The 14,981-nt window shown below is 62.6% G+C and carries 17 protein-coding genes and 2 pseudogenes; 11 read left to right on the top strand and 8 right to left on the bottom strand.

Going from position 1 to position 14,981, the window contains the following annotated elements; genetic code table 11:
- The first annotated feature begins 61 nt into the window (after positions 1-61).
- The 5 genes from V5G24_RS05670 to V5G24_RS05650 all read left to right on the top strand — a co-directional run bounded on the left by V5G24_RS05670 (position 62) and on the right by V5G24_RS05650 (position 3,897).
- Positions 62-985 carry an AraC family transcriptional regulator gene (locus tag V5G24_RS05670; RefSeq protein ID WP_394085977.1) on the top strand — a complete coding sequence of 308 codons (924 nt, stop codon included), beginning with the start codon at positions 62-64 and terminating at the stop codon, positions 983-985.
- A gap of 291 nt (positions 986-1,276) precedes the next feature.
- Complete coding sequence (locus tag V5G24_RS05665) at positions 1,277-1,645, top strand: DUF1330 domain-containing protein (RefSeq protein ID WP_394085931.1); 369 nt, start codon at positions 1,277-1,279, stop codon at positions 1,643-1,645.
- A gap of 21 nt (positions 1,646-1,666) precedes the next feature.
- A complete protein-coding gene (locus V5G24_RS05660) occupies positions 1,667-2,647 on the top strand; it encodes an SDR family oxidoreductase (RefSeq protein WP_394085930.1) in 981 nt (326 codons plus the stop codon).
- 3 nt (positions 2,648-2,650) lie between these two features.
- Positions 2,651-3,292, top strand: a complete 642-nt coding sequence (locus tag V5G24_RS05655) for a DedA family protein (protein ID WP_394085929.1) — start codon at positions 2,651-2,653, stop codon at positions 3,290-3,292.
- Entirely contained in the window at positions 3,286-3,897 is a 612-nt protein-coding gene (locus V5G24_RS05650) for a class I SAM-dependent methyltransferase (protein ID WP_394085928.1), read from the top strand. The genes V5G24_RS05655 and V5G24_RS05650 overlap by 7 nt, the downstream gene beginning before the upstream one ends.
- A 28-nt stretch (positions 3,898-3,925) precedes the next feature.
- On the opposite strand, the gene V5G24_RS05645 is transcribed toward V5G24_RS05650, so the two are convergent.
- On the bottom strand, positions 3,926-4,234 hold the full coding sequence (locus tag V5G24_RS05645) for a hypothetical protein (RefSeq protein WP_394085927.1): 309 nt from the start codon (positions 4,232-4,234) through the stop codon (positions 3,926-3,928).
- Between the two features lie 128 nt (positions 4,235-4,362).
- Here V5G24_RS05645 and V5G24_RS05640 point away from each other — a divergent pair.
- Positions 4,363-4,710 (top strand): annotated as a pseudogene (locus tag V5G24_RS05640) (SDR family NAD(P)-dependent oxidoreductase); the annotation flags it as partial.
- 85 nt (positions 4,711-4,795) lie between these two features.
- Here V5G24_RS05640 and V5G24_RS05635 read toward each other — a convergent pair.
- The 3 genes and pseudogenes from V5G24_RS05635 to V5G24_RS05625 form a co-directional block, all read right to left on the bottom strand.
- A pseudogene (locus tag V5G24_RS05635) lies at positions 4,796-5,380 on the bottom strand (dioxygenase family protein).
- A 49-nt stretch (positions 5,381-5,429) separates the two neighbouring features.
- Entirely contained in the window at positions 5,430-6,512 is a 1,083-nt protein-coding gene (locus tag V5G24_RS05630) for an aldo/keto reductase (protein ID WP_394085926.1), read from the bottom strand.
- A 30-nt stretch (positions 6,513-6,542) separates the two neighbouring features.
- Positions 6,543-7,535: an MBL fold metallo-hydrolase gene (locus V5G24_RS05625; protein ID WP_394085925.1), complete on the bottom strand. Its 993-nt coding sequence runs from the start codon at positions 7,533-7,535 to the stop codon at positions 6,543-6,545.
- Positions 7,536-7,704: 169 nt separating this feature from the next.
- On the opposite strand from V5G24_RS05625, the gene V5G24_RS05620 reads away from it, so the two are divergent.
- Positions 7,705-8,637 (top strand): LysR family transcriptional regulator, encoded by a 933-nt coding sequence (locus tag V5G24_RS05620; protein WP_394085924.1) that lies wholly within the window; start codon positions 7,705-7,707, stop codon positions 8,635-8,637.
- Positions 8,638-8,700: 63 nt separating this feature from the next.
- Here V5G24_RS05620 and V5G24_RS05615 read toward each other — a convergent pair whose 3' ends face one another.
- Together V5G24_RS05615 and V5G24_RS05610 are read right to left on the bottom strand one after the other, a co-directional pair.
- Entirely contained in the window at positions 8,701-9,198 is a 498-nt protein-coding gene (locus tag V5G24_RS05615) for a lipocalin-like domain-containing protein (protein ID WP_394085923.1), read from the bottom strand.
- Between the two features lie 45 nt (positions 9,199-9,243).
- On the bottom strand, positions 9,244-10,077 hold the full coding sequence (locus V5G24_RS05610) for an SDR family oxidoreductase (protein WP_394085922.1): 834 nt from the start codon (positions 10,075-10,077) through the stop codon (positions 9,244-9,246).
- Positions 10,078-10,172: 95 nt separating this feature from the next.
- Between V5G24_RS05610 and V5G24_RS05605 the strand changes: the two genes are divergently transcribed.
- The 3 genes from V5G24_RS05605 to V5G24_RS05595 all read left to right on the top strand — a co-directional run bounded on the left by V5G24_RS05605 (position 10,173) and on the right by V5G24_RS05595 (position 12,493).
- Positions 10,173-11,072 (top strand): LysR family transcriptional regulator, encoded by a 900-nt coding sequence (locus V5G24_RS05605; RefSeq protein ID WP_394085921.1) that lies wholly within the window; start codon positions 10,173-10,175, stop codon positions 11,070-11,072.
- Positions 11,073-11,307: 235 nt separating this feature from the next.
- Positions 11,308-11,679, top strand: coding sequence for a MarR family winged helix-turn-helix transcriptional regulator (locus V5G24_RS05600; protein ID WP_394085920.1), 372 nt, complete (start codon positions 11,308-11,310; stop codon positions 11,677-11,679).
- A 4-nt stretch (positions 11,680-11,683) separates the two neighbouring features.
- Positions 11,684-12,493: an NAD-dependent epimerase/dehydratase family protein gene (locus tag V5G24_RS05595; protein WP_394085919.1), complete on the top strand. Its 810-nt coding sequence runs from the start codon at positions 11,684-11,686 to the stop codon at positions 12,491-12,493.
- Positions 12,494-12,768: 275 nt separating this feature from the next.
- Here the strand turns inward: V5G24_RS05595 and V5G24_RS05590 are convergent, their stop codons facing one another.
- Positions 12,769-13,557, bottom strand: coding sequence for an SDR family oxidoreductase (locus V5G24_RS05590; protein ID WP_394085918.1), 789 nt, complete (start codon positions 13,555-13,557; stop codon positions 12,769-12,771).
- Positions 13,554-13,883, bottom strand: coding sequence for a nuclear transport factor 2 family protein (locus tag V5G24_RS05585; protein ID WP_394085917.1), 330 nt, complete (start codon positions 13,881-13,883; stop codon positions 13,554-13,556). Before V5G24_RS05585 ends, V5G24_RS05590 begins: the two co-directional genes overlap by 4 nt.
- 43 nt (positions 13,884-13,926) lie before the next feature.
- On the opposite strand from V5G24_RS05585, the gene V5G24_RS05580 reads away from it, so the two are divergent.
- The gene (locus V5G24_RS05580; protein ID WP_394085916.1) at positions 13,927-14,934 is read left to right on the top strand and encodes a LysR family transcriptional regulator; all 1,008 of its coding nucleotides are present in this window, start codon (positions 13,927-13,929) and stop codon (positions 14,932-14,934) included.
- The last annotated feature ends 47 nt before the right edge of the window (positions 14,935-14,981 follow it).

Genomic DNA, 14,981 nt, shown 5'->3' with positions numbered 1-14,981 from the left:
CGATAGGTTGCCACTAGGAGGCCAAGTGCTGCGCTGGCCTCGCAACCCTCCGGAGGTGCGGGTGCCGCCATCGCTGTTCGGGGCCGTCATCGCCTATATCGAGGCCCAGGGCGGGGGGCAAGGCGTGTTCCCGACGCCGATTGCCAGCTTCAATATCGTCCGTTCCTTCAAGCAGCGAATGCGGATGCGGCAGGTTTATAAGCCGTCGATCTGCGTCGTGCTCCAGGGGGCGAAGGAAATCATCCTGGGTAAGGACACGCTTCGCTACGGCGCGATGGAGTGTCTGGCTGTTGGCATGACGCTGCCGGCGACGGGGCACATCGTCGAGGCAAGCCCAGATGCGCCCTATACCGGATTAACGCTTGAGCTGGACGTCGCGATGATCCGCGACGTGCTGGAACAACTGGACGTTCCGCCGGCGCCTCCTGCCAGCTCCGGGCCATGCCTGTTCGTGCGGCAGGTCGATGAGCCCTTGGCGGACTGCGTTCTCCGCCTCCTGCGGATGTGCGAGACACCGAAGGCGATCCCGATCCTCTTTCCGTCCGTCATGCGTGAGATCTGCTACTGGCTTTTGAGCGGCCCGAATGGCGGCGAACTCTGCAAGCTGGCCGAGCCGGAGTCGAACGCCGCCCGGGTCGCGAAAGCCCTCCACCTCATGCACGAGGACATCGCCCGGACGCTGCGTATGGAGGAATTGGCGGAAGTGGCGCGAATGAGCCTTTCGTCGTTCCATCAGCACTTCAAGGCCATGACGTCGATGACGCCGTTGCAGTTCCAGAAACAGTTGCGCCTTCTTGAGGCGCGGCGCCTGATGGTTATGGAAGATGCGAACGTGGCCGACGCGGCTTACCAGGTCGGTTACGAAAGCGCGTCGCAGTTCAGCCGCGAATATTCGCGGATGTTTGGCGTTGCTCCGAAGCGTGACGTCATGAATCAGCAGCGCCTGTATAGCGAATATGTCGGTCGCAGGGTGCAGACTGCGTAGCTGCCTCCCATGTCGCTGAAAGCGACTGCTCCAGGCAATACTGCCAGGAGCCGCTCTTTTGGTGGCTCCAGTCGCCTGTGTGGCCAAAGCTGAACCAACCTTCCGAAACCATCCCCATCTGCAGGAACAGGCAAATTTCCTGAAGGTTCGGGTATTCTGATCATTGGGTACACCATTTAGCTTGGAGTTCTGATCGCCAACGAACGCGTTGCCGATTTCCTTCGACAATGATGGCCGCCGGAACGTTTGCGTCAGGCCGAACCCGTCAATGAACCCAGATCCGAGGGTGGTATGCTTACGCTCATTGAAGATGCACTCGATAGCTTCCTGAAAGAAGACGACGGACAAGCCGTCGTCATGCTGAACCTCCTGCGGTTCCAGGAAGGCGGCGGCAGGGAGCGATACGCCGACTACCTCGCCGTCGCCACGCCGATCGTCGCCCGTTTCGGGGCGGAGATCGTCTATGTGGGCAATGGCCTCCCGGCTCTTTCGGCAGAGCTCGGACAGACCTGGGACGCGGTTGCCCTCGTGCGTTACCCCAGCCGCCGGGCATTCGCCAATTTGGCGATGGATGCCGACTACCGGGACAAGGCGGCACCGTTGCGGGAGGCGGCGCTCACTGAAGCCGTATTGCAGCCTCTCCAGGCAGCTTCCGCCTAAAGGCGACGAAAGAATTTCCGGATGCGAAAGAATTGGACCACCCAGGACATGCCGTCCCAGAACGGCAGAACAATCGTTGTCACGGGCACTGGTGGCCTCGGCTTCCATGATGCACTTGCGCTTGCGCGCGCCGGCGGCGACGTCATTATCGCCGGGCGAAACCCGCGCAAGGGAAGCGATGCCGTCGCCCGTATCAGGCAGTCGGTGAAAGATGCGCGCGTGAGCTTCGAGCCCGTTGATCTTGCGGATCTGGCCTCTGTCGCCGCATTCGGACAGCGGTTGTGCGAGAGCCGGGAGCGGGTCGACACTCTGATCAACAATGCCGCCGTCATGACGCCGCCGCAGCGCCAGACGACGACGGATGGGTTCGAACTGCAGTTCGGGACCAACTATCTCGGCCACTTCGCGCTGAGTGCGCATCTGTTGCCTTTGCTCAGCCGTGGGCAGGATCCTCGTGTGGTCACCCTGTCCAGTATCGCCGTGCGCCGCAATGCAGCTATCAATTTCGACGATCTGCAGGCCGAAAAAGCCTATCAGCCGATGCCCGTCTACGCACAGTCCAAGCTCGCCTGCCTGATATTCGCGCTCGAGCTTCAGCGCCGCAGCGACGAAGCGGGCTGGGGCCTGACGAGTATTGCGGCCCATCCCGGGATTTCGCGAACCGACCTTCTGCACAATGCCCCAGGGCGATACAGTGCCCAGGGACTTTTGCGGTCGATCCTGTGGTTTCTGTTTCAGCCGGCGGCGCAGGGAGCGCTGCCCACATTGTTCGCAGCGACGTCACCGGAGGCGGGAGGCGGGAGATACTACGGTCCCGACAGGCTTTCGGAGACGCGCGGCCATCCGAGCGAGGCGGCAATCCCGCCAGCCGCATTGGAGTTGCACGTCGCCCGCCGGCTTTGGGACGTCTCGGAAACGCTGGCGAACGTCAATTTCATCGCTGCGGCTGCAACACCTCTCCATACCCGTCCGAATGGGCCCAGCATTCCCGCGGAGGCCTGAGGGATGGACCCGCTCGCAAGTCTCGTAGACTGGATTGCCCTTTACGGAGTCCTCGGTCTGTTTGCAGTCGGACTGGCGGAACGCTTCGTCCCGGCATTGCCGTCCCACGGCATGCTGGTCGCCATCGGCATGGCGGCGGTCGAAGACAGTTGGTCGCTGCCGTCCGCTTTCATCATGACGACCTGCGGAAGCTTGTTCGCCAGTTTGGCGCTCTTCCTCGTCGTCCGTGCTGTTGGGCAGGATGTATCCGGCAAGCTCCTGTATGGAACCGGGCGGCTCCTGGGCCTGCCATCGAAGCGCATTGACAGGATGCTCATCTCCTTCCAGGCGCGCGACCGGAGCCTGTCCCTGATCGCGCAGATCATCCCGACAGTTCGGTTCGTCGCGCCGCTGGCAGCCGCACTTCTTCGCCTGGATGCGTGGCGCTTTGCTGCCGGCACTCTGCTGGGCATCGCCCTTTGGAATGGGGTGTTCCTCACCGCGGGCTACGCGGCCGCCCAGTCGATCCCCGACCTCAATGCATCAGCCTTGGCCATCAAGTTCCTGTTCCTCGTTCTGGCGGTTGAGATGCTGTCCGTGTTGATCTGGCGCCTGCTTGGGCGAACCAATTGGTGCCGGACCTCTTCGGAGGATCAAGCATGCTGAGCAGGTCGTCAGAGACCCTCCAGTTCTTCCGCGCCTGGTTATCCGAACCGCTCAGGGTGGCCGCCGTGACGCCATCCGGCCGAGCGCTGGCAGCTCTGATCGTGTCGGAGGTGTCTGCGGATACCGGGCCGATCCTCGAACTTGGACCCGGAACGGGCGTGTTCACACGTGCTCTGCTGGCGCGAGGCATTGCCGAGGAGAACCTCGCGCTCATTGAATTCGGTGCAAGGTTTGCCGCAAAGTTGAATGCCGATTTCCCTCGTGCGAAGACATTGTGCATGGACGCGGCGCGATTGCGCGATGTTGAGCTTTTCGCTGACACCCCGGCAGGGGCCGTCATCAGCGGCTTGCCGCTTTTGTCGATGGCACCACGAACGGTTTATTCGATCCTGGAAGGCGCCTTCGCGCATCTTCGCGCCAACGGTGCGTTTTACCAGTTCACCTATGGCCCGCGCTGTCCGGTATCGCGCCCGCTGCTCGACCGGCTAGGCCTTAAGGCCAGCTATGTGGGAGGCACCTTTGCAAACGTGCCTCCGGCTGCCGTCTACCGCATCCAGCGTCGCAAGGCCCTTCGGGTACGTGACGCGACTGCGGACCGCTCCTGACGCAATAAGTCGGTGGCTGACATCAGGATCAGGCCTTGTCCCTTTTCCCGTGATCAATCGTGGACGTGATTTGGTCCCAGCCGGCCAGGGCGATTTCCGCGACGGCGGAGAGTTCGGCGCGATCCGCACCGTCACGGGCGCGGATCGACATGCCGCTTTGTACGGTCTGCACGAACCTCGCGAGCTTGGTGGTGTCCGCCGTCACCTGGAGGTCCCCGTCGCCCTTTGCTTTGTCAAAGCGGGCCTTCAAAAGATCGAAGCCTCCCGCGCGCGTGGCTCGCATGAACTCGCCGAGTTCGGAATGTCCTTCGCTGCCCACCGTGGCGAGCGTCGCCATGCATCCATGCGGCAGATCGCAATCTCCACCCGTCATGGCCACGGCGGAATCCTGGAGAAATGCTAGCGCTGCCTCCCGCGCGGTCGCAGCCTTCCGGAACCGGGTCCAGACCAGTCCCTCATAGGTCAGTCCTCTTCGCCCAGGCAGCGATCCCGCACCTTTCATCTGGAGGCCGCATCGTCTCCATCGGCTCCTCGCTTGCCGAGCGTGTTCCGTTTCCAGGGGTGACGGCCTATTCCATGTCGAAGTCGGCACTTCTGTCGTTCACACGAGGCCTTTCGCGTGAACTCGGCCCTCAAGGCATCACCGTGAACCCTGCCAATGGTGAGAACGCTGATTATCAGCGGAGCCTCACGTCGCTCGGCAGGTTTGGGGAGCCCGGTGAGATCGCCAGTGCCGTGGCGTTCCTTGCCGGTCCCGCTGCAAGCCTGATTACGGGGGCGGTTCTCAATGTGGACGCCGGCTTCAACGCCTGACGTTCGCCCCGCCACCATAGGCCCGTTGCCAAGGGGCGCTGCGTGACGCGGCCGAGGCTGGGAACCCGGCCCCCTTAGCCTGCGGTCACACCACGAAGTCGAAACGACCGAAATGCCCGCCTCCGGTCGGCTTCATGTCGAGGAGAAGTGTCTCATGAAAAAGCCTGTCTCCGACATTTTAGGGCTCTCCGGGAAAGTAGAGCTGCGTGATGAGGACGCGGCCGCCCGGACGCTGGACCTTGAAATGGAAGTGACGCGTTCGGCCGGGGTAAAGCGCCGGTACGATGGTGTTAAACTACCAGCGCCCCTGCGCGTCGGTGAACTGGTGTCCGCGAAAACGGAAACCGACGTTGTCATAGTTGCCGTTCTCGTCCGCATGCCAGATCTCGATGAGGCTGCCGGCGAGTGGACGGCAGCGATTGTCGAAGACGAATCCCGCGACGGTGATCCGCTCGCCACCGGGCGCGTCGGGATAAAGATCGCGTCCGAGCGGCGAGTTCGGCCGGAAGAAGGGGCCGGCCTCCCTTTCGAGCGTGAGGTCGTCCCCATCGTCGAAAGAGAGTGTCAGCGGCAATTCGGGTGCGGCTTGCGCGAAGGCCCCCGTCCTGGCGGCATCGATGAGGGGCAGTGTCAGAAAGGCCGTCAGCAGAGAGCGTCGGGTGGAGGGCAAGGTCGGTCTCTGGGGTTCGATGAGGTTGCTGATGACGTGGCCGGGGCGGTTATCGCAGCCGCTCCACGGCGTTGGCCTGCGCCTGCCTGATGAGGCCGGAATACATGTTGTCTTTGTCAGGATACCAGGGCATCGAGCCGATGGAGCCGAAGCCGGGGATCGTTTCCATGTGGGCGACCATGCGGGCACGCATGCGCGCGTCGGGAAGCGGGCCGGTCATCGCCTGGACATTGTCACTCCTATGGTCGGCGTTCGACGTGCCGCAGAGCACGCTGGAGACGGCGGGATGCGCCATGACCCATTTCAGGAAGAACTGGGCCCAGCTCGTCGCGCCGAATTCCTCGGCGAATCCGGGAAGCTGCTGGCCCTCGACCACCTTCATCAGACGTGCCTTTTCCAGCGGCAGGTTGATCAGCACGCCGACGCCCCTGTCGGCGGCCGCTGGAAGCAGGCGGCGCTCGGCGTCGCGGTTAAAGATGGAGTAGTTCGTCTGGATGAAATCGACATCGCCGCGTTCGACGATCGCCAGCAGTTGCTCCTGCGCGGCCGACTCGTGATGGGTCACTCCGACATGGCGGATCAGGCCGTCCTGTTTCCAGGATTTCATCAGCGGGATGACAACTGGCGCGTTGGTGATGCTGTGGCACTGCATGAGATTGATCGTGTCGCGCCAGGTTCGCATCTGCGACTGCCTGAAGCTTTCCACCGCATGGCTTTCGTCGCCGAGATATTCGCCCGTCGCCCAGACCTTGTTGGCGAGGAACATCTCGTCCGAGCCTTCGAACTTGCCCATGAACTGGCCGACGCTGACTTCGGCTGAGCCGTAAAGCGGCGAGGTGTCGACCACGCTGCCGCCGGCGGCGACATAGCGTTCGAAGACCTGACGAAGAGCGTCGCGACGATCGCCGGGCTTCAGGTCGAAGGTGAGGAAGGTGCCGAGACCCAGCGTGGTCACCCGTTCGCCCGTGCGGGGCAGGGTACGGGTCCGCGCCTCGGGATTGGCGCCAGAGGCTGCGGAGGTCGTGTCCTGGGCCTGCGCCGTGGCGGTGGTCTGGCCGGCGAGCGCCAGCCCGGTTGCCGCGGTTCCCAGTGTTCCGAGAAAATCGCGACGATTGATCTTTGACTGGTTCATGAGAGGTTCCCTGCTCGATTATTCCTGAAGTCAGAACTGCCAGCTGGCGGGGACCCAAGCGTAGGCGCTGTCGGTCTTGAGCATCCGGCCAAGGCCGGGGAACGGAAAATGGAAGCCGAGTACGGGAATGCGGTCGGCTGCCGCCCTGTCGAAGATGCGACGGCGGGAGGCGAGCGCGGTCTCCTTGTCGCGGTCGGGACCCGGAAGCCAGGGATTGTCGACGTTGACGACCGGGTGGTAGGCAAGATCGGCCGTCAGCAGCAGCTGGTCGTTTCCGGAGTGGATGAGGAAGGTCGCCATGCCCGGCGTGTGGCCAGATGCGACAATTGTCGTGAGGCCCGGCACGATCTCGGCGCCGGCTTCGTAAAGCTCGACATCGTTCATGACTGGTTCGAGGCTGTTCTTAATGTTTGCCGCGAAGCGCAGGCGGAACTCCTCGGGCACCGGCATGTAGGAAAGATCCGGATCGGTGCGGACGAAGAAATCCCAGTCCGCCTTCGGCACGAAGACCGTGGCGCGGGGGAAGGCCTTGCCGCCGTCGGCGGATCTGAGATTGCCGACATGGTCCGGATGGGTGTGCGAGATGACGATTGTGTCGATGTCCGCCGCGCTCAGGCCGATCGCCGCGAGGTTGTCGAAGATCCGGCCGCCATTCGGCCCCATCGTCTTGCCCGCGCCGGCCTCGATCAGAATCCGGCGGCCGCCGGTTTCGATCAGAAGCGTGTTGAGGTTAAGCGTCATGTGGTCGGTGGGAAGAAATGCGCGCCGCAACACCGCCTGAAGCTCCGCCTCGAGCGCATCGCTCGCATAGACACGCGGCGGGCCGCCAATGACGCCGTCGCTCAAAACGGTCGCCCGGATGTCGCCGACACGGAAGCGGTAGCAGCCGGAATTGCCGCTCAGCGAGGGTGTGGCTTGGGCCTTCGCGCTACCGGAACCGCCAATGGCCGGGACGACCACGCTCGATGCGCCTGCGACGGCGGACAGCATGATGGCGCGTCGGTTGAGGGTGAAGGCATTCATCGGTTTTCCCTTTCGTTCGTGCACGCGCTCTTCGTTCCGGCGTCGGGGCCGAGGGGGCTGGTGAGAGAAAGCAAGCCGTGCGCGGCAGATACCTTGCGGAACCATGACATGGGGCTATTCAGCCGATAAGATGCGCAATTGCGATCGGCATGATTAGAATAGCTTCCCAATGAACCCTGTTCGGCTCGACAGCTTCGATGTCTTCGTCTCGATCGTCCGGTGTGGCGGTTTCCGCGCGGCGGCGCTTGAGCGCGGCGTGTCGTCGTCGGCCTTAAGCCAGACGATGAACGCCCTGGAAGAGGCGCTCGGGATCCGACTGCTCAATCGTACGACGAGGAGCGTGTCCCCCACGGAAGCAGGACAGCGCCTCCTCGAACGTTTGGCCCCAGCGTTGAGTGATATCCGGCTTGCGGTGGCCGAAGTCGACGAGCTGAGGGTCACTCCGTCCGGAACGCTTCGGATCAACGCCCCGGCGCCGGCCGTCGATCATTATCTTTGCCCGCTGGCATTCGACTTCATGGATGCCTATCGCGAGGTGAGCATTGAAATCATCAGCGATGCGGCGGTTATCGACATCGTCGAAAAGAGCTTCGATGCCGGCGTGAGATTCGGCAAGCAACTGGCGCAGGATATGATCGCGCTCCCGCTCGGACCGGCACTTCGCTATGCGATCGTCGCTTCACCGGACTACATCAAAAAGCATGGTCAGCCGCAGGTTCCGCACGATCTCGTCAGCCATGACTGCATCAAGCGCAGATATCCTGGGGGTACCTTGGCCACCTGGCGGTTTGCCGACGGAAGCGAAGAGATAGAGGTCACTCCCAGGGGCCGCCTGATGGTCAGCTCGGCGCACAACGAGCTGCAGGCGGCGCTGGCCGGCAGAGGAATAGCCCATGTTTTCGATGACTATGCCAAACCGCATATCCTGAATGGCGAGCTTGTTGAACTACTCTCCGATTGCAGCCCGACATTGCCGCACTGGTTTCTGTACTATCCGAGCCGTCGCCTCCCCAGCGCTACCATGAGAGCATTTCTCGATTACGTTCGGAGCTACGACTGGCAGGCCCGAACGCAACGGCACCCCATCGCGCCGGTCGGCTGAGACGTTCGCAACGGCGGTCGGTGACCACCAAGCGATGTTGGGTCAAGCATCATGCGTAGCGCCTCATTTGACGCGCTGCCATTCGATCCTGATTTCGGTCCCTTCCGGACGCCGAAAATGTTCGGTCATGCGGTCTCCGGCGACGACCAGCGTGAGGTCATCACGGGTCCGGACGCTGCCAACCCAGTTCGGGAATGTCGCCCCTTCCACACGGTTGCCGCTGAATTCACCCCTCTCATCGACGGTATAGGTGCCGAAGAACCCGATGTTGCGTGACACGGCCATGCGGTTTTCCTCGTCCGTCCCTTTGCCACGGGCATCCGAGGCAAAGCGCGGGGTATCGGCATCGGTGATCACTGCCGAAAAGTGCATGTCCTGCGTGAAGACGAGCAGGCCATTGGGGTTCTGACCATAGGCCGGGATATCTTGCCCACCTGGATCAATGGTCGCCGACACCAGTTTCCAGGTGCCCAATACCTGATTGTCGGCGGCGGTCTGCGCAAATGCAGACGAAGACGCGATGCTGAGAACGATCGCCAATAGCGTTGGTCGAATGGACATGTTTGTCCTCTCTTTATGTCCGTGTTTTCAGGACGCTGATGCGGTTCACGGATCCTGCCGGTCGGCGGAATCGGCCACTCCCCGCTGCGCCTCAAGGGCTTTCAGGCGCGCGGAAAGCGCCTGTGAAATCGAGGCATAGGCTGTGCTGCCCAGCGCCAGCCGCAATGGCGGCGCGTCGCTCTCGGCAGCCGCGATCATTGCGGCCACGGTCCGCGCCGCGTCGCCCTTGATCGCGAAACTTCCGTCACTGATCGCGCGGCGAACGGCGCCGGCAGGGGTTTCCTCATAGGCAGCCAAAGGCTCTGCACGGTCGAGGTTGGCACCGAAGTTCGTGCCCGTCGGCCCCGGTTCGGCGATGATGAAGTCGATACCGAAGGGAGCCACTTCCTGTGCGACGGATTCGACGAAGCCCTCGATGCCCCATTTGGTCGCGTGATAGAGGCTGAAGCCCGGATAAGCGATCTGCCCGCCCTCGGAAGAAACCTGGACGATCCGTCCGCCGCGTTGCCTTCGAAGAAAGGGCAGCGCGGCACGGATCAGGTGGATGGATCCTGCGAGGTTGGTGGTGATCTGCCGGTCGATCTGCGCCTTCGAGACCTCTTCTGCGGCCCCGAACAGGCCATAGCCCGCGTTGCTGACGATCACGTCTATCCGTACGTATCGCTGAAAAGCGCTCTCGACCGCGGAGGTGATGCTGTCCGTTTCTGCCAGATCGAGCTGGACAACATCCAATCGGTCCGGGTGATCCGGCCTGAGCTGCTCCAGGGCTTCGGGGCGGCGGGCGGTTGCGACCACCCTGTGCCCCCTGGCGAGCAGTTGTTGCGCCATCTCAAGGCCGAGGCCCGAAGTGGCGCCGGTAATGAACCATGTCTTGGGCATATCAACTCTCCATCTGTCACTCCTGGGATGTAGAGGGCGGATATTGGTGATATAAGATCGTCAATATGGGATGAAGTGGTGAAGAGTGATCACGAATGACCCGTCCGAGCCTGAACGATCTGGCCGCTTTCGCAGCGGTGGCCAATCATCGGAGTTTCCGCCGGGCCGCCGATGTCATGGGCGTTTCGCGCTCCGCACTCAGCCACGCGATAATCGGCCTGGAGGGAAAGCTGGGCGTTCGGCTGTTCAACCGAACGACGCGCAGCGTGTCGCTGACCGATGCCGGCGCGCGACTGCTCGCGCGCCTCGACCCGGTTCTTCAGGATCTTGACCAGGCGCTCGACACCCTATCGGAAGAACGCGGGACCCCCAGCGGCACGCTGCGGATCAACGCGAACAAGGGCGGCGCCCGCATCCTGCTCACAGACCTCGTGCCGCGATTTCTCGATCTCTATCCCGATGTCGAGATCGATCTGGTATCGGAGGGACGGCTCGTCGATATCGTGGAGCAGGGTTTCGATGCCGGCGTGCGCCTGCTGGAGGCCGTTCCGCGAGACATGGTTGCAGTGAAGTTCGGGGACGACGTGCGTTTCATAGCCGTGGCCTCGCCGTCCTATCTGGAGGGCAGCGCGCGCCCGAAGACGCCCGACGACCTCCATGTGCATCGCTGTATCCGTCAACGTTTGCCCAGCGCGAAGCGCTATCGCTGGGAGTTTGCCAAACACGGTTCCGAGATCGCGGTGGACGTGCCCGGCAATCTCACCCTCGACGACAATGATCTCATCGTGCAGGCAGCGACAGCCGGGCGCGGCATCGCCTATGTCCCCGAGCCTTTCGCCAAGCCATTTCTGAAATCGGGTCAGCTTGTGACCGTTCTCGATGACTGGTGCCCGCCGACACCGGGTCTGGCGCTCTATTACCCGCGTAGCCGACACGTGCCGTCGCCGCTGCGGGCCTTTGTCGACCTGTTGAAGCAGCTGGACAGGACCCGATGACGCCGCGAAGGCGGACGCACCATCTCCCAGGCAGGCGGGAGGAGGCTTGCCGGGCATCTTTTGAACGCCGCGACCCAGTTCGGAGGTCTTCGCTTCTTGACATTTGTTCGTTACCATACCATTATTGTATGGTAACGAACAAAGTAGAGGTCTTTTTGTGAGCAGTCGGAAGGATCCGGAGCTCGTCTCAGCGGCAGCGTGGACGAAGAGGTGTTACTTCGCGGGCCGCGCCCTTATGGATGCGACCTTGCGACCCTACGACCTGGGTTCCACGCAATGGTTCATCCTCTGCCATCTCGCCAACAACGGCCCATCGGTTCAGCGTGACCTTGGTCGCGCACTCGAACTTGAACGGGCGACCTTGAGCGGCATCATCTCGACTCTCGTTCGCAAAGACTTGGTTGAGCAGTCCTCAAGCGGAGAAGATCAACGTCAGCGTCTGCTGACGTTGACCGCTGCAGGTGAGGCGCTGTGGCGCGAACTTCCCGATCTTTCTTTCATTCATGAAGCTGCCTTCGGCAGCATCGATGCAGCCGAGTTGGCCACGACAATCCGCGTCCTGCAATCGGCGACGGAACGACTGCAGAACCTTTTGCGAAAGGATTGAGCAGATGACCATACTCATTACGGGGGCCACCGGGCTTGTTGGCGAGCGCCTTCTTCCGCGGCTGGTCGAAGCGGGTTTTCCTTGCCGTGTTTTGCTGCGGGCGGGCAAAGCATGCCCTGACGGCGTTGAGGCCGCCATGGGCGACATACTCGACCCTGCGACCCTCTCAACTTCCGTACGCGGGGTTTCCGCCATTGTGCATCTGGCCGCAGTATTTCGCACGCAGGACAGCGATCTCATCTGGAAGAGCAACCGCGATGGAACGCGCAACCTGATCGCCGCCGCGCGGGCGCATGCTCCCGATGCGCGGTTCATCCTGTCGAGCACCAGTCATGTCTATAACAACGACAATCCGCACCCTGGCCGAGAAGATGATCCGGTCAATCCCCATCACGCCTATCCCGCGAGCAAGCTGGCCGCAGAGCAGGAATTGCGGGAAAGCGGCCTGAACTGGTCAATCATCCGGTTCCCGTTCGTCTATGGCGACGGCGACGGACATTTCGAATCTCTTCCCAAACACGTCAGCAGTTGGCATCCCGCGCAACGCATGAGCACGGTGCACCATCGTGACATCGCCACGGCAGTCCAATTGGCGCTGAAGGGTGCGTTCGATCGGCTCGTGGTGAATGTCGCCGACGATGCCCCGGCCTCGATTTATGAGCTCACCGGCCTCCTCGGTGTACAAATGGAATCGAGCGCCGAACCGCTTTCACACCCTTGGTACCTGCACGTGGATAGCTCCCTTGCCCGCAGCCTGGGTTTTCATTGCAGTGTCCGTTCGGTCTATCAGGCCCAACAAGAAGGGTTGATTTAAGGGCCCGTTCAAGACGCGTCGAACGCATGCCGATCGAACGGCTGTGCGCACGTGCGGGCGTTGCGGCGACCGAGCGTTCGATGCTTTGCTGGCGCGAATACCTCTCCGAACCTTCATGGCGCGGCAGCTCTACAGGTCGGCCGGCGAACGGTACCGAGAAGGTGAGGCGTGGACAGTCGCTCGTTGCCGGGAGAGCAGACGTTGAGAGCGCCAGGGCATCGTCAGGCGTCTGTCCACGCTTGGCAATTCGGCCAAGCGTGGACAAGTCCCTGTGATCAGACGGTTGGAACGGTCCCGCCGTCGATAACAAACTCGGCGCCGTGGATCGAGGCAGCGCGATCAGAGGCCAGGTAGGCGATGAGGTCAGCGACCTCAAAAGGTTCGGCCGCACGCCCGATCGAGATCCCGCCCAGGCTGTCGAGGACGACTTGCCGCGCCTCCTCGATCGTGCTGCCATTGGCGGCCTGAATGCGCTTCAGAAGGTCTACGGAAGATTCGGTCATGATCCATCCGGGCGACACGACGTTGACCCGCACGCCCTTCGGTCCAAGCTCCTTGGAGATCGACTTGCTGTAGGTTCTGAGCGCGGCCTTGGCGGCGGCGTAGGCGGTGGTCGCCTCGGGAAGCGGCAGGACCGACTGGATGGAGGTGACGTGCACCACCGCGCCGGCGCCCCGCTCGATCATCTGCGGAATCAGGAGGCGATCGAGACGGACCGTGGCCAGCAGGTTCAGGTTCAGTTCGGAGAGCCAGTGGTCGTCCGTTAAGACGACAAAGCCGCCGCCGGGCGTGGTCGAGCCGCCGATCACATGGGCCAGGATGTCGACGCCGCCCAGACGCTCGAGCGCCGCCTTGGCCAGGGCTTCCCCGCCTTCGGCCGTGGTTAGGTCCGCCTGGACGAACTCGACGCCGTCGATGGGCTCCAAGTTTCCGCGGGCGGAGGTGATTACTCGGGCGCCGCCGGCCAGGAAGCGGTCGACGGTGGCGCGGCCCAGACCCTTGGTGCCGCCGCTGATGAGCACGCGCTTGCCCGCGAACTCGGTCGGATCAGCCTTGATGGTCATGCCGTGATCTCCAAAACCTGGATCGCGTCGTTTTCGAGCGTGAAGCGGTAGGTGAAGCGGATCGCCCTGCCCTTGAAGTCGCCATGGGCGGGGCCCTCGACGACCACCTGACCGTCCTCGTGCCGCACGGTGTCTGGCGTGAAAATCGCCTTCGTCCCGACCACGGCCTCTTCAAGCAACGACCTGATTGCGGCGCGCCCCCGAAAAACGGCGCCGTTGTCGCGGAGGACGGCGTCGGCTGCGAAGGGTGTCAGCATGCGGTCAACGTCCAGGCGGGCGTTTGCGGCCACATATGCGGCGATTGGGGTTGGAAGTTCGAGCGCCATTGTTCTTTCCTGATTACTGCGGTCGCAGCCGCGGCGGCTGCAAATGCGGTTGCCAGTCAACATAGTGATGGACAGCTCACGCGATAATCGGGACAATTTGAGATGTCTCATCAAGAAAGTCGGGATAATTGTGCAAAGCAGCCTGACGGAATTGGACGCAGTTCTCATGGTCGCCCGCCGGGGCAAGTTCCGCACGGCTGCGCTTGAGCTCGGGGTCTCGACGACCGCGCTCAGCAATGCGGTGGGAAAGCTGGAGCACACGCTCGGAGTACGGCTCTTCAACCGGACGACGCGAAGCGTTTCCTTAACTGAGGCCGGTCAACGGTTCGTCGCGCAAGTCGCTCCTGCCGTACAGGACATTCATGAGGCGATGGAGGTTGCGCGCTCTCAACGGGCCACGCCTTCGGGCACGCTGCGCATCAACGCCTTTCCGACAGCGGCGCGGGAGATCTTCTCGTGGCTTGTCCTGCCGTTTCTCCGCATTCACCCTCAGGTTCACGTCGACATCGTCACAGAGGGTCGCCTCGTGGATATTGTGGCGGGTGGCTTCGACCTCGGCGTCCGTAGCTCAGCTCTTGTGCCAGTCGACATGATCGCACTCCCATTGGGCGGCGCGCGGCGCAATGTCGTGGTGGGTACACCGAGCTATCTGAAAGCGCACGGGACGCCCATGGTCCCCCAGGATCTCGCCGGGCATTCCTGTCTCCGCGTCCGGCTTCCCGATGGCGCGATCTACCGCTGGCCGTTCGAGCAGGATGGACAATCGGTCCATATAGACGTGGAGGGCGCCATTACCCTCGACGAAGCGAGCCTCGCACGCACCGCCGCCCTCGCTTCCGTCGGCCTCACCCTGGCAATGGAGTCCGACGTGCGGGACGACATCCAGGCAGGCCGCCTTGTGCGCGTGCTTGAAGACTGGACGCCCACTCTGTCGCCCTTGAGCCTCTACTATCCGAGCCGGCGCAATCCGACCGCCGCGTTCAAGGCGTTCGTCGACTTCGCGCGGCGACATAGTGGAGGCAACGATGCCGCGATGCGGCCGATAGACTAAGGTGCGCCGCTAACGGGCTTTCGGCCGCCGCGAATTCATCGCCGATT

The organism is Roseixanthobacter finlandensis (genome assembly GCF_043195105.2).
Lineage (GTDB): Bacteria > Pseudomonadota > Alphaproteobacteria > Rhizobiales > Xanthobacteraceae > NCEH01.
The sequence above is the reverse complement of the archived record's forward strand: the minus strand, read 5'-3'. Positions and strand labels throughout refer to the sequence as shown.